Genomic DNA, 13,583 nt, shown 5'->3' on the forward strand with positions numbered 1-13,583 from the left:
TGCGGCTGTCGAAATCGCCGGAGAGGCGGCGAGCCATCCCCTCGGCAGTTTCTAGGTTGAACGGTGTGTCACCCGCCGATGCCGCGGGTGAACCGGATTTTTCCTGTCATCGTGCGGTCTTCGCGCGTAGGTTGGCAAAAGCCAGTCGATCGGAGACCCTCATGTCGTTCTTTCCCGGAATCGATCCAGCCGCCGGCGACGCACCGGCCTGCGACGCCATCGAGCACCTGATCATTCCGCGCACCAGCGACATCGGCGGGCTGGCCGTGCGCCGCGCCTTGCCGACGGCGAAGCGCCGTCTGGTTGGGCCCTTCATCTTCTTCGACCGCATGGGTCCCGCGGTGCTGAAAGCCGGCGAGGCGCTCGACGTCTGCCCGCATCCGCATATCGGCCTCTCCACCGTCACCTATCTCTTCGACGGCGAGATCAAGCACCGCGACAGCCTCGGGACGACGCTCGTCATCCGTCCCGGCGACGTCAACCTGATGACCGCAGGCCGCGGCATTGTCCACTCCGAACGCACGCCGGAGAACCTCCGCGGCAGTCCGCTCTCGATCTCCGGCCTGCAAACCTGGATCGCTCTTCCCGACGAGAAGGAGGAGATCGATCCCGCCTTCGCCCATACGGGGCGTGACGCGATGCCGGTCTTCGACGACCGCGGCGCCAGCGGGCGGGTGGTGATCGGCAGTCTTTCCGGCATGACCTCGCCGGTCGGGGTCTTCTCCGACACGCTTTATGTCGACCTGGCGCTCGTGCCCGGCGCCAGCTTCCCCTTCGACGCCGGCCACGAGGAGCGCGCCGCCTACGTCCTTTCCGGCGAGGTCGAGATCGCCGGGGATCGCTTCGGCGCCGACCAGTTGCTGGTTTTCCGCCCCGGCGACGCGATCACGCTGAAGGGTGGTGTCGAAGGCTGCCATGTCATGCTTTTCGGTGGCGCGGCGCTTGCCTCCCCGCGCCACGTCTGGTGGAACTTCGTTTCCTCATCGAAGGAACGCATCGAGAAGGCCAAGGAGGAATGGCGCACCGGCAGATTCGACATCGTTCCCGGTGACGAAGACGAGTTTGTCCCTTTGCCCGAAGGCCGTTAACTTCTATATAAGAAAGGCATGGGCTGTTCTGCGGCATTGCCGGGCCGGACATTTCGGCTTCGGGCGCAGAACCCTTGAGAACCGACGACATAAGAAGAATGAGGCCTGAGCCCGTGACATTGCTGCCCGAGACCCCCTTGCTCGACAAGGTGAAGCTGCCTGCGGATCTGCGTGAACTGGATGACCGCGACCTGCCGCAGCTCGCCCGCGAAGTCCGGGATGAGATGATCGATGCGGTGTCGCGGACCGGTGGGCATCTGGGCGCGGGCCTCGGCGTCGTCGAACTGACGATTGCGATCCACAAGGTCTTCAACACGCCGCACGACCGGCTGATCTTCGACGTCGGGCACCAGTGCTATCCCCACAAGATCCTCACCGGCCGGCGCGACCGCATCCGCACGCTGCGGCAGGAGGGCGGCCTTTCCGGCTTCACCCGCCGTGCCGAGAGCGAATACGACCCCTTCGGTGCCGCGCATTCTTCGACCTCGATTTCCGCCGGCCTCGGCATGGCGGTCGCCGCCGAACTCAGCCATACGGAGCGCAACGTCATCGCGGTGATCGGCGACGGCGCGATGTCGGCCGGCATGGCCTACGAGGCGCTCAACAATGCCGGAGCGCTGGACGCCCGGCTGATCGTCATCCTGAACGACAACGACATGTCGATCGCGCCGCCGACGGGCGCCATGAGCGCCTATCTGGCGCGGCTCGCCTCCGGCCGCACCTATATGGGTTTCCGCGATTTCGGAAAGAAACTGACCGCCTATCTCGGCAAGAGCATCGACCGGGCGATCACCCGCGCAGTCGAGCACGCCCGCGGCTACGTGACCGGCGGCACCATGTTCGAGGAGATGGGCTTCTACCACATCGGCCCGATCGACGGGCACTCCTTCGACCACCTGTTGCCGGTGCTGCGCAACGTCCGCGACAATGGCAAGGGTCCGGTACTGATCCATGTCGTGACCCAGAAGGGCAAGGGTTACGCCCCGGCGGAGGCCGCTGCCGACAAATATCACGGCGTCAACAAGTTCGACGTCATCACCGGCACGCAGGCGAAGGCGAAGCCGAACGCACCGAGCTATACCGCCGTCTTCGGCGAGACGCTGGTGCAGGAAGCGGCCCTCGACGAGAAGATCGTCGGCATCACCGCGGCCATGCCCTCCGGCACCGGAATCGACAAGTTGCAGGAGGCGTTTCCGCACCGCACCTTCGATGTCGGCATCGCCGAGCAGCACGCCGTCACCTTCGCGGCGGGTCTTGCGGCGGAAGGCTACAAGCCCTTCTGCGCGATCTATTCCACCTTCCTGCAGCGCGCCTACGACCAGGTCGTTCATGACGTCGCGATCCAGGGGCTGCCGGTGCGCTTCCCGATCGATCGCGCCGGCCTCGTCGGCGCCGACGGGCCGACCCATGCCGGCTCCTTCGATACCGGTTTCCTCGCCTCGTTGCCCGGTTTCGTGGTGATGGCTGCGGCCGACGAGGCGGAGCTGAAGCACATGGTGCGCACGGCCGCGGCTTACGACGAGGGCCCAATCTCCTTCCGCTATCCGCGCGGCGAGGGTGTGGGCGTGCAACTGCCGGAACGTGGTTCCGTTCTCGAAATCGGCAGGGGCCGGATCGTCAAGGAAGGCACCAAGATCGCCCTTCTCTCATTCGGCACGCGGCTTGCGGAATGTCTGCTGGCGGCGGAAGACCTCGATGCCGCCGGACTTCCGACGACAGTGGCCGACGCCCGCTTCGCCAAACCGCTCGACCACGACCTCATCCGCAGGCTCGCCCGCGAGCATGCGGTGCTGGTGACCGTCGAGGAAGGCGCCGTCGGCGGCTTCGGCAGCCAGGTCATGCACTTCCTTTCGGGCGAGGGCCTGCTCGACCACGGGCTCAAGATCCGCTCCCTCGCGCTCCCCGATATCTGGATGGAGCAGGGCAAGCCCGAGGCGATGTATGCGAAGGCGGGCCTCGACAGCCGCGGCATCGTCGAGACGGTGTTCCGCGCGCTCGGCCAGAAGGGTTTCGGCGTGAACGCTGCGGGCTGACCCCGGCGACTTGGTTCACACTCTAAAGAAAAGGCCCGGATCGCGGTGGCGGTCCGGGCCTCTTTCATGTCTGCGTGAAGACGGTCAGAACTCTGACCACTCCTGCTTGACGGCGGCCTGGGACGAGCCTCCGCCGAAGGCTCCGGCGACGCGGTTCGCGAGCGCCCGGGCCGGCGATGCGGCAGGACCGCTGCTTTCCGTTGCCGCCTGAGGTGCCGGACGGCGACCGGCCGGCCGTGACGCGGGAGCGGCGGTGCGGGCGGCGGCGCCCGTTTCGGCGAGCGTGAACTGCGCAAGCAGGCTGTTCAGCGAGGCGGCTTCCGTTGCGAGCGAGTGGCTGGCGGCGGTCTGCTGCTCGACCATGGCGGCATTCTGCTGCGTGCCCTGGTCCATCAGGTTGACGGCGGTGTTGATCTCCTGCAAGCCGGTCGCCTGCTCGCGGCTCGCGGTGACGATCGCCGCGACATGCTGGCTGATGTCCTCGACGGCGGAGACGATCTTTTCCAGTTCCGAGCCGGTCTCGCCGACCAGCGCGACGCCGGTGCCGACATGGGCGCTCGAGGTGGAGATCAGCGACTTGATCTCCTTTGCCGCATTGGCCGAGCGCTGGGCGAGCTCGCGCACTTCCTGGGCGACCACGGCAAAGCCCTTGCCGGCGTCGCCGGCGCGTGCCGCCTCGACGCCTGCATTGAGCGCCAGGAGGTTGGTCTGGAAGGCGATGTCCTCGATGACGCCGATGATGTTGCCGATCTCGCCGGAAGACTTCTCGATCTCGTTCATCGCCGCAACCGCGTTGCGGACGACTGTGCCGGAACGCTCAGCACCGCTGCGGGTGCGGGCGACGAGTTCGCCGGCGTTTTCCGCGCGCATGGCGGTATCCTTGACGGTGGTTGTCACCTGTTCGAGGGCGGCTGCGGTCTCCTCGACCGAGGCGGCCTGCTGTTCGGTGCGCTTGGCGAGATCGTCGGCGGCGGCACGGATTTCTGCTGCACCCGCATTGATCGCCGCGGCATTGTCACCGACCGAGCGGAGCGCACCCTGGAGCTTTTCGAGCGAGTCGTTGAAATCGACGCGCAGCGGATCGAGCCGTGACGCGAACTCGCTGCGGATCCGGTAGGCGACGTTGCCTTCGGAGAGTGCGGTGAGGCCGGCAGCGAGCTTGTCCATCGCAAAGGCGATTTCTTCGGCTTCGCGGGCCTTTTCGATTTCCGCGGCGCGGCGTTCCTCTTCCGAGCGCAGGCGCATCGCCTCGGTCTCGCCGGAAAGGCGCAGCTTCTCGACGGCGGCGTCCTTGAAGACGACGACGGCCTTCGCCATCTGGCCGACCTCGTCGCCGCGGTCGAGTGCGGGGACCGCGATATCGTGGTCGCCCTCAGCGAGCCGCGTCATCGCGGCGGTCATGCCGACGATCGGGGTGACGATCGAGCGGGCGAGCAGCCAGATCAGTGCGACGGCCATGCCGCCGGCGACAACGCTGCCGAGGACCAGCGCCATCTGGATGTCGCTGTGGGCGCCGGCCTGTTCGGCCCGCTTCGCCTCCAGCATCGCGACGACCTGCTGCTTGATGCTGGCGGCGGCCTCGCGGAAGGCGTCGAGCTGCCCCTTGGAGGCATTGCGGCCGATCTCGATGATCTCGGCAATCGGCGCCTCGGTGTTCTTGCGGGCGGCGAGCTGCGGCTCGGTCAACTGGGTATGGAAGACGTCGGCGGCCTTCTTCATCGCATCGAGCGACGCGACCAGCGCCGGGTCTCCTGCGGCGAGGGTCTCGGCGTCGGCGATCGACTTCAGCATGCGTTCGCGATGCGTGAAGACGTCGTTGTAGGTGCTCTCGCTGCGGAACAGCAGGTAGCCACGCTGGTTCACCGCCTGCTCCAGCATGGATTCCAGCGCGGTGTCGACGGCGGCGAGGATCTGTTCGGCGCGCTCCTGCTCCTGGGAGGCGAGCTTGGCGTGCCAGGCCTGCAGGAAGACGATGGCGGAGGCGACGAAGCATCCGGCCATGATCGCCATGAACGTCACGATCAGTTTTTTGCTCAGCGACAAGTTCTTGATGGACATGCCAAAGGATCTTTCACGCTCGAATGTCGGTCGATGGGCGCACGGCCCGGCCGAACCGGCTTTGCGGGAGGGCATGATCTGGCCTTCGCCAGCGCAGCCGTCATGGCGCGCGTCAGACAGGGGCGGAACCGACGATCGGCTCACCCTGTAACGGATTACCCTTACAATCCGTTAGCGACCGCTGATGAAATTGACGGAACCGAAATCCAGCGCGAAAAAAGAGCTATTCGGAAGGCACCAGCAGCAGAAAATCGAGGTCCTTCTGTGGATAGAAGTCCTCGGCCGTCATCTCGAATGTCGTCGGGCCGACCTTCTTGACGCCTTCGCCGCAGAAGCTGATGTAATTCTTCGGACTTCCCTTGTCGACGGTCAGCTTGAAGTGCTTGATCGCGCCGCCCCAGTTCGCCCCGGTGGTGAGCACGTAGGAGACCCAGCTTTCCATGTAGTAGGGCCCGGACTGGTCGCTTGCCGCCCTCTCGAGCTTGGTCGCGGTCTTCACGAAACCGTCGTCCATGCAGTACTTCTTGACGTACTCGTCGTAGCTGTAGCCCGGCTTTCCCTCCTGGATGAAGGAGAGGCCGGCGGTGCCGCCGACGCCCGGCTTGTATTCGTGATGGACGCGCACTTCCTTGCCTGCCGGGAAGGTCGTCTTCCACCAGTAGGCCGATTTCAGCGTCCAGAGCGGCATCGGGTGATGCTCCCAGCCCTTTCCGGCGTCGTAGGCGTCATCGAAGATGAGGCCGCGCGCCGTCCAGTCGGAGAGCACCTCCGGCGGAAGTTTTTCGAGCGCCGCATAGGTCGCGTCGCTGAAGGGCAGGAGGGGGATGCCGCGGGCGGTTACCTCGTCCGTCATGTCGAGCCCGGTCGCATAGACGCGCTGCTGCAGGTCGGGCGTGATCTCCTCGCCGTCTTGCGTCACCGTGAAGCCGAGGAAGTTGTCGGACTGGGCGTCACCGATTGCGACGTTTGCGTCCGGCCCCGCCGTCAGGTCCGGCATCGGGAAAGCGACGTAGGATTCGACGTCCTTGTCGGAGCCGTTGCGGAATACGTAGTCGACGGTGACCTTTTCCGGCGAAATGAAGAGGTCTTCGCTCTCCATCGAGACGTCGGTCGTCTGGACGTAGACGAGGCCGCCGGCCTTGAGTTCGGCCATCGTGTCGTTGGCAACGGCCGCCGGTGCGGCGGCGACGCTGGAAAGGAGAACCAGGAGAGCTTTCTTCATCGCGAGAATCCTTCTGCCGCGTGCTGGCTACAGTTAGCGGCGAATGCGAAGGAGCGTCAATCGTCCGCAAAGTCACACCAGAAATGGCCCCTCGGCGGCAGCCGGGATACGGAACGGAACAAAAGGCTTGCCACGGCCTCCTTTGCGGGTCATGGACAGCCGCATGACCAAAGCCGATGAACAACGCCTCGACCAGTTGCTGGTCGCCCTAAATCTCGTCGCCAGCCGCTCGCGGGCGCGCGATGCGGTCCAGCGCGGCACCGTGAAGGTCGACGGCAAGGTCGTGACCAAGCCGAGCCTGACCTTCTCTTCCGAGGTGGCGATCGAGATCGACGACCCGGCGCAGGACTATGTCTCGCGCGCTGCCCTGAAGCTCGTGGCCGGTCTCGACCACTTCGGCCTCGATCCGTCCGGGCAGGAATGCCTCGATGTCGGCGCCTCCACCGGCGGCTTCACCGAGGTGTTGTTGAAGCGCGGCGCCGCCCACGTGACGGCGATCGACGTCGGCCATGACCAGATGCATCCCCGCGTCGCCGCCGATCCCCGTGTCACCAACATCGAGGGGCTCAACGCCCGCTATCTCGAGAGCGAGGATATCGGCGACCGGCCGATTTCCTTCGTCGTTTCGGACGTCTCCTTCATCTCGCTGAAGCTCGCCCTGGCGCCGGCGCTCGACATGGCGGAACCGGACAGCCGTTGCCTGCTGCTGGTCAAGCCGCAATTCGAGGCCGGGCGCGAGGCGATCAGCAAGGCGGGCCTCTTGAAGGACCCGGCTTCGGCGCCGGCGGTCGCAGCCGAACTCGAGCGCTGGCTCGTCGAAGACATGGGCTGGCAGAGCCTCGGCCTCATTTCCTCTCCGATCGCCGGCGGCGACGGCAACCAGGAATTCCTCCTCGCAGGACGCAAACCATGAGCACCGAAACCGTCACCATCACCAGCCTCGGCGCCCAGGGCGACGGCATTGCTCACGGCCCCGCCGGTCCGATCTACGTCCCCTTCGCGCTGCCCGGCGAGACCGTCGCGATCGCCCGCGTGAAGAACCACGGCACGGTGATGTCGACGAGCGTCGCCTCGCCCGACCGCATCCAGCCCGCCTGCCGGCACTTCGGGCCGGAAGGCGTGGGCGGCAGCTGCGGTGGCTGTTCGCTGCAGCACCTCGCGCGTCCGGCCTATGGCGCCTTCAAGCGCTCGCTGGTGATCGCGGCGCTGAAGTCGAAGGGTCTGGAGCCGGAGGTCGGTTCGCTGGTGGAGGCGGAGGCCGGTCAACGCCGGCGCGTCGTCTTCGCCGCCCGTCGCACGGAAAAGGGCCTGCTCGTCGGCTTCAACCAGGCCGAAAGCCATCACATCGTGCCGATCGAGGAATGTCCCGTCATCTCGGCCGGCATTTTCGCGCGGCTGGAAGCGGTGCGGACGATCGGCTTTGCCGCCGCCGGCGCGGATGCCTTCCGCATCACGGTGATCGAGAGCCTCACCGGCCTCGACATCGCGATCGACGGCGTCAAACAGCTCTCAGACCGCCAGCGCCGCGACGTGACGGAGGCCGCGTTGAAGCTTCGCGGCATCGCGCGTGTCTCGGCAAACGGTGAAATCGTGATCGAGCCGCAGAAGCCGCTTCTCGATTTCGCCGGCGTCAGGGTTTCCCCGCCGCCCGGCGCCTTCACCCAGGCGACGATTGCCGCCGAAGAGGCGATGGCGAAGCTTGCGCTCGACTATGTCGGCAAGGCGAAGCGCGTCGCCGACATGTTCGCCGGCATCGGCACCTTCGCGCTGCGGCTCGCGCGCGCCGCCCAGGTGCACGCCGTCGAATCCGACGAAAAGGCGCTGAAGGCACTCGATCACGCCGCCCGCAACACGCAGGGGCTGAAGCCCGTTTCGGTGGAGAGGCGCGACCTCTTCCGCCGGCCGCTGATGGCGCAGGAGATGAAGACCTTCGACGCGGTCGTCTTCGATCCGCCGCGGGCCGGCGCCGAGGCGCAGTGTCGCGAGCTTGCCCGCTCGGCGGTGAAGAAGGTGGTGGCGGTGAGCTGCAATCCGCTGTCGCTCGCCCGTGACCTCGCAATCCTCGTCGACGGCGGCTATGCGATCACCGGCGTCACGCCGATCGACCAGTTCCTCTGGACGCCGCATGTCGAGGTTGTCGCGACCCTCGTCAGACGCTGAACGCGCCTCAGTAGGCGTAGAGCGTACCGCTTCCGACCATGCCCGCACAGCGGCAGCGGCCGCCGACGCGGCCGGGTCTTGCGGGACACGACCACTTGTCGTCGGTTTCGGCGCTCGCCGGCGGATCGATCACGCAGTAGAAGCGCTGCGGCCGCATTCCGGGCGGAGGCGCCGGCCTGTTCGACTCGCTGTTGATCGTCCCCGACCCGTTGTCCTGCACGAGGTGAAGCAGGCCGTCGCCGGTCGTGACCTGTCCCGGCAGGGCAGTTCCCGCCGTCAGAGCAAAGGCAAGGCACAGGATCATTGCACGCATCGGTCTCATCCTCCAGCTACAACGCTCGTTGTTTTAGCCGGCAGGAATTAAAGAAGCGCGAAGAGGCGGTTTTGTGATGGCGGACAGGGAGGCCGCGGCCTCGGACGGCGCCCGCCGACATTCTTCAGCTCTTTGCCTTCAGGAAGGCCTCGAAGGCGGCGCGTGCTTCGGCGCTCTTCAAGCGTTCGACGAAGAAGGCGAGTTCCTCTTCCATGCGCACGAACAGCTCGGCGCGGTCGCCGCGGATCAGGTCGCGGGCGATCCGCATCGCCTCCGGTGGCTTGGCGGCGATCGACGCGGCGAGCGTCAGCGTTTCCGCCTCGACCGCTTCCGGGGCGACGACCTTCCAGATCAGCCCTGCGGCGCGCGCCTCTTCAGCCGAAAAGCCTTCGCTGGCGGCGAGCATCGCGAAGGCGCGCTGGTGGCCCATCATCCGCGGGGCAAGCAGGCTCGATCCGGCTTCCGGAACGAGTGCGAGATCGACGAACGGCGTCTTGAACAGGCTGCGGTCGGAGGCGATCGTCATGTCGCAATGCATCTGGATCGTCGTGCCGATGCCGATCGCCAGCCCGTCGACGCCGGAGACCACCGGCTTCGAGACGCTCCAGAGCGCCTTGAGAAAGCCGAAGGCAGCCGGTTCGCCGACGGCGCCGGCCATGGCGAAAGCAAGGAAGTCGGCCATGTCGTTGCCGGCGGAGAAGCAGCCTTCGGTGCCGAGGAAGGCCACGCAGCGGATCTCCGCATCGTCCTCGGCGGAGAGCAGGCCGTCCGTCATCTTCGCATACATCGCCTGGGTGATGGCGTTCTTCTTCTCCGGCCGGTTGAACCGGATCACCAGCACGCCCGGATAGGCTTCGGGGCGCTCGATCAGAATGAGGTCGGTCATCTGGGTTTTCCTAGTTGTGGCTCGGATGCTGAGCCAGGAAGAAAGTTCAGCCAAGAAATGCCCCCTCTGGCCTGCCGGCCATCCCCCCCACAAGGGGGAGAAAGTCGAGGCGAGCTTTCCGCATCCCTCAAACGGTAGCGGACGTTCAGCCCCTCCCCCTTGTGGGGAGGGGTTGCGGAGGGGTCTTCAGGCAAAAAGCGCACGCGCCGCCGTCAGGCTCGCTTCGCCGTTGACGACGCGGTCCTTGAGGGCCGCGGTCTCGGCGATCAGGTTTTCCGCGGCGAAGCGGCAGAGCGCGATGCGGTTGTCGCGGCCGTGGTCCTCGTCGGCGAGCGCGCCCTTGGCGAGATAGGTTCCTGTCAGCGCGAGGCCAAACAGCCGCTGGTAAGGGGTGGCGCCGGCCAGGGCCGCGGCCACATTGCCTTCAGCCAGGCGGGCGAGCAGCCATTCCGTGGTGTCCTCGAGATCGGCGAGGCTCGCATCGATGCGGTCGGCGGTGGTGCCGAAGCCTTCGAGGTTGGAGGCGCGCACGGCCTTGGCGATCTCCTTCAGTTCGGCGATGAAACCGCGCACCTGGGCGCCCTCCGACAGGGGAAGCTTGCGGGTGACGAGGTCGGCGGCCTGGATGCCGTTGGTGCCTTCATAGATCGGGGCGATGCGGGCGTCGCGCAGGTAACGGGCGGCACCGGTCTCCTCGATGAAGCCCATGCCGCCATGCACCTGGATGCCCATCGACGCGACGTCGACGCCGGCATCGGTGGCAAAGGACTTGGCGATCGGGGTCAGCAGCGCGCCGCGCTCGGCCCACTTCTTCGCGTCCGCGCCGTCCGTGTGGTGAGACATGTCGATCGCATGGGCGCAGGAATAGCAGATGGCGCGCGAGCCTTGGGTCAGCGCCTTCATGGTGATCAGCGTGCGGGCAACGTCCGGATGCTCGATGATCGGGCTCATGCCGGAACCGGTCCAGCCGGGCGCCTTGCCCTGGGTACGTTCCTTTGCGTATTCGACCGCCTTCTGGGTCGCCGCCTCGCAGATCGCGACGCCCTGCATGCCGACGGCGAGGCGCGCATTGTTCATCATCGTGAACATGCAGGCGAGCCCCTTGTTCTCCTCGCCGACGAGGTAACCGATCGCGCCCGGCTCGTCGCCAAACTTGCCGTCGCCATAGATCATCGTGCAGGTCGGCGAGCCGTGGATGCCGAGCTTGTGCTCTAGCGAATGGCAGTGGAGGTCGTTACGGGGCCCAAGCGAGCCGTCGTCGTTGACGAGGAACTTCGGCACCAGGAAGAGCGAGATGCCGCGGGTGCCGGCCGGGGCGTCGGGAAGGCGCGCCAGCACCAGGTGGACGATGTTGTCGGTGACTTCGTGTTCGCCCCAGGTGATGAAGATCTTCTGGCCGAAGATGCGGTAGGTGCCGTCGTCGCGGCGCTCGGCGCGCGTCTTCATGACGCCGAGGTCGGACCCGGCATGCGGCTCGGTGAGGTTCATCGAGGCGGTCCACTCGCCCGACACCATCTTGTGCAGGAATTTTTCCTTCAGCGCCTCGCTGCCGTGGGCGGCGAGCGCCTCCGAGGCGCCCATGGTGAGCGTCGGACCGAGCGCGAACGCCATCGAGCCGGAATTCCACATTTCGAGCGCGGCGACGTTGAGCATATGGGGAAGCGCCTGACCGCCGAATTCTTCCGGGGCGACGAGCGCGTTCCAGCCCCCCTCGGCCCATTGGCGATAGAGGTCGGCCCAGCCGTCCGGCACCATGACCTTGCCGTCGACGAGCCTTGCGCCCTGCCGGTCGCCGATCTCGGCAAGCGGGGCGACCTCGTCGCTTGCAAAGCGCCCGGCTTCGGAAAGGATCGCGTCCACCAGGTCGTCGCTGAGGTCTCCGAGGCGTCCCTCGTCGATTGCCTTGGAAAGGCCGGCCACATGCTTCAGGGTGAATGCGATCTCGTCTACCGGCGCCTTGTACATGCGCATGCTCCTCCTGCTGACGTCCCGTCATTTCCGCGGCCGGTCCTCCGGGCCTGATGCGGAAATCGTGTCCTTTGGCTAATTGATTTTTACGTAAACGTCAAACCGTTTTGCCGTCGGAGAGTGTGTGGCTGTAGTGGCCAGCACCAACCGGTCTGAGGGTTTGCAGGCCGCAAGGCCGTTGCGTCACCGCCCCGTCTGCATCCTTGGACGGAAACGCCACTCAGGCAGGGCGATTGCCGCCGATGGGGAACTGCCGGCAAAGCGACTCGCATGTGGATGTTGGTTCGTGAACGGTCAACGCGACAATCCGAACTGGATCTCGATCCGGTGATAGGGTGCGCCGGGTCCTCGCCAGTCGTGATAGACCTCGCGGCTCTCGCCAGAGAAGTGATGGCGTGACATTTCGATCTCGGCGACGAGCGGCGCATATCCTTGGGTAAACAGGGTTCGCAAGGGCCCCTGATGGACGCGGGCCGCGACCATGATGGGTTCGAAGTGGCAAAGCTCGATCGAACCGGTATAGGCGACGGGTCTGGTGACAGGCCGGCATATCTCCCAGTCGAAAGGCGTCTTGCCGTTCTTCGGCAGGTGGTGCGAAACGAACAGCCACGGACCGTCGGCACTCAGGCCGGCCGCCTCGATCTGCCGTTCGATCAGGGGCGCACACTCGGCTGCCGCCTGCTTGACCTCGGGAATGCGCAAGCGCCTGCACAGGCGCAAAACCCACATGTCGGGCGTCTCTTTGATCTGCATGGCGAACTCCTTCGACCTGCAGGTAGATCGCCGGGCGTTTGCCGACAAATGCGATAGAAGCATGATATTCTAAATTTTCGCTTGTCTTCGCGTATTAAAGGAAAATTCTTCCGCCTCCTGTCCGCGGACCGATGGGAAACCTAGGAGACCGGTTTCGCCACAGCCAAAAGGGAGCGTCGCCGCGCAAGGAGCAGTTGCAGAGCGGCCGGTTTGCCTGCATAAAACCCTCACTGCGTGATATTTTTGAGGATATAACGATCATGGTCGACTCTGCCGATGCGCCTGTATCCCGAGGTCGATCTGCCGCATTCGGGGGCGGTGCAGTCATCGGTGCCCTCGGTGGATTGATCGGTCTCGGCGGTGCGGAATTTCGGTTGCCGCTGCTGATCGGCCTCTTCAACTTCGCCGCCCTGGAAGCCGTCATTCTCAACAAGGCCATGAGCCTCGTCGTCGTCGCTTCCGCCTTGCCGTTCCGGGCGGCAACGATTCCATTCAGTGAGATTGCCGCGCACTGGCTGATTGTGGTCAATCTGCTCGCCGGAAGTCTTGCCGGAGCGTGGTTCGGGGCGGGGTGGGCGACGCGCCTGAAGTCGGAAGCACTCTACAAGGTCATTGCGGTTCTGCTCGTGATCATCGCGGTCGTGCTGGCCGTCGGTCATGATGCCGTCGCCGGGCAACCGCTCCTGAGCGGGACGGCGCAGGTCGTTGCGGGCGTGGTGGCGGGCGTCGTCATCGGGATCGTCGCCTCGCTGCTCGGTGTGGCTGGTGGGGAACTGCTGATTCCGACGCTCGTGCTGCTGTTCGGAGCGGATATCAAACTGGCTGGAAGTCTTTCCCTCGCAGTGAGCCTTCCGACCATGCTCGTCGGCTTCACCCGATACAGTCGCGACCAGAGCTTTGCCGTTCTCGGCCGCAACAAGGCGTTCCTTCTCGTGATGGCGGCAGGGTCGATCGTCGGGACATTTGTCGGTGGGCGGCTGCTCGGTCTCGTGCCCAATGTGGTCTTGCTTCCGGCCCTCGCGGTGATCCTTCTGATTTCTGCCTTGAAAGTGTGGCGGCACCGATAACGTCTCGACGAAGACCCTTGCGGGCAAAGAAAAAC

The 13,583-nt window shown here is 65.6% G+C and carries 11 protein-coding genes; 5 read left to right on the forward strand and 6 right to left on the reverse strand.

The genetic code is table 11. The annotated features are described in order from the left end of the window. Positions 1-161: 161 nt before the first annotated feature. Together DFR48_RS16910 and dxs are read left to right on the forward strand one after the other, a co-directional pair. Positions 162-1,088 carry a pirin family protein gene (locus DFR48_RS16910; RefSeq protein ID WP_114364394.1) on the forward strand — a complete coding sequence of 309 codons (927 nt, stop codon included), beginning with the start codon at positions 162-164 and terminating at the stop codon, positions 1,086-1,088. A gap of 113 nt (positions 1,089-1,201) precedes the next feature. Continuing rightward, complete coding sequence (dxs, locus tag DFR48_RS16915) at positions 1,202-3,121, forward strand: 1-deoxy-D-xylulose-5-phosphate synthase (protein WP_114364395.1); 1,920 nt, start codon at positions 1,202-1,204, stop codon at positions 3,119-3,121. A gap of 84 nt (positions 3,122-3,205) precedes the next feature. Here dxs and DFR48_RS16920 read toward each other — a convergent pair whose 3' ends face one another. Further along, entirely contained in the window at positions 3,206-5,179 is a 1,974-nt protein-coding gene (locus DFR48_RS16920) for a methyl-accepting chemotaxis protein (RefSeq protein ID WP_114364396.1), read from the reverse strand. 223 nt (positions 5,180-5,402) lie between these two features. Then, complete coding sequence (locus tag DFR48_RS16925; RefSeq protein WP_114364397.1) at positions 5,403-6,401, reverse strand: DUF4424 domain-containing protein; 999 nt, start codon at positions 6,399-6,401, stop codon at positions 5,403-5,405. Positions 6,402-6,564: 163 nt separating this feature from the next. Here DFR48_RS16925 and DFR48_RS16930 point away from each other — a divergent pair, with 163 nt between their 5' ends. Both DFR48_RS16930 and DFR48_RS16935 read left to right on the forward strand, forming a co-directional pair. Next, positions 6,565-7,314, forward strand: a complete 750-nt coding sequence (locus DFR48_RS16930; RefSeq protein WP_170141912.1) for a TlyA family RNA methyltransferase — start codon at positions 6,565-6,567, stop codon at positions 7,312-7,314. Then, positions 7,311-8,561, forward strand: a complete 1,251-nt coding sequence (locus DFR48_RS16935; protein WP_114364399.1) for a class I SAM-dependent RNA methyltransferase — start codon at positions 7,311-7,313, stop codon at positions 8,559-8,561. The genes DFR48_RS16930 and DFR48_RS16935 overlap by 4 nt, the downstream gene beginning before the upstream one ends. Before the next feature lie 7 nt (positions 8,562-8,568). Here the strand turns inward: DFR48_RS16935 and DFR48_RS16940 are convergent, their stop codons facing one another. The 4 genes from DFR48_RS16940 to DFR48_RS16955 form a co-directional block, all read right to left on the reverse strand. After that, on the reverse strand, positions 8,569-8,874 hold the full coding sequence (locus DFR48_RS16940) for a hypothetical protein (protein WP_114364400.1): 306 nt from the start codon (positions 8,872-8,874) through the stop codon (positions 8,569-8,571). A 124-nt stretch (positions 8,875-8,998) separates the two neighbouring features. Next, positions 8,999-9,760: a crotonase/enoyl-CoA hydratase family protein gene (locus DFR48_RS16945; protein ID WP_114364401.1), complete on the reverse strand. Its 762-nt coding sequence runs from the start codon at positions 9,758-9,760 to the stop codon at positions 8,999-9,001. Between the two features lie 186 nt (positions 9,761-9,946). Next, on the reverse strand, positions 9,947-11,725 hold the full coding sequence (locus DFR48_RS16950) for an acyl-CoA dehydrogenase family protein (protein WP_114364402.1): 1,779 nt from the start codon (positions 11,723-11,725) through the stop codon (positions 9,947-9,949). A gap of 297 nt (positions 11,726-12,022) precedes the next feature. Then, entirely contained in the window at positions 12,023-12,481 is a 459-nt protein-coding gene (locus DFR48_RS16955; protein WP_114364403.1) for a GyrI-like domain-containing protein, read from the reverse strand. 260 nt (positions 12,482-12,741) lie between these two features. Between DFR48_RS16955 and DFR48_RS16960 the strand changes: the two genes are divergently transcribed. After that, on the forward strand, positions 12,742-13,548 hold the full coding sequence (locus DFR48_RS16960) for a sulfite exporter TauE/SafE family protein (RefSeq protein ID WP_114364404.1): 807 nt from the start codon (positions 12,742-12,744) through the stop codon (positions 13,546-13,548). Positions 13,549-13,583 lie beyond the last annotated feature (35 nt).

It is taken from the genome of Ciceribacter lividus, from assembly GCF_003337715.1.
GTDB lineage: Bacteria > Pseudomonadota > Alphaproteobacteria > Rhizobiales > Rhizobiaceae > Allorhizobium > Allorhizobium lividum.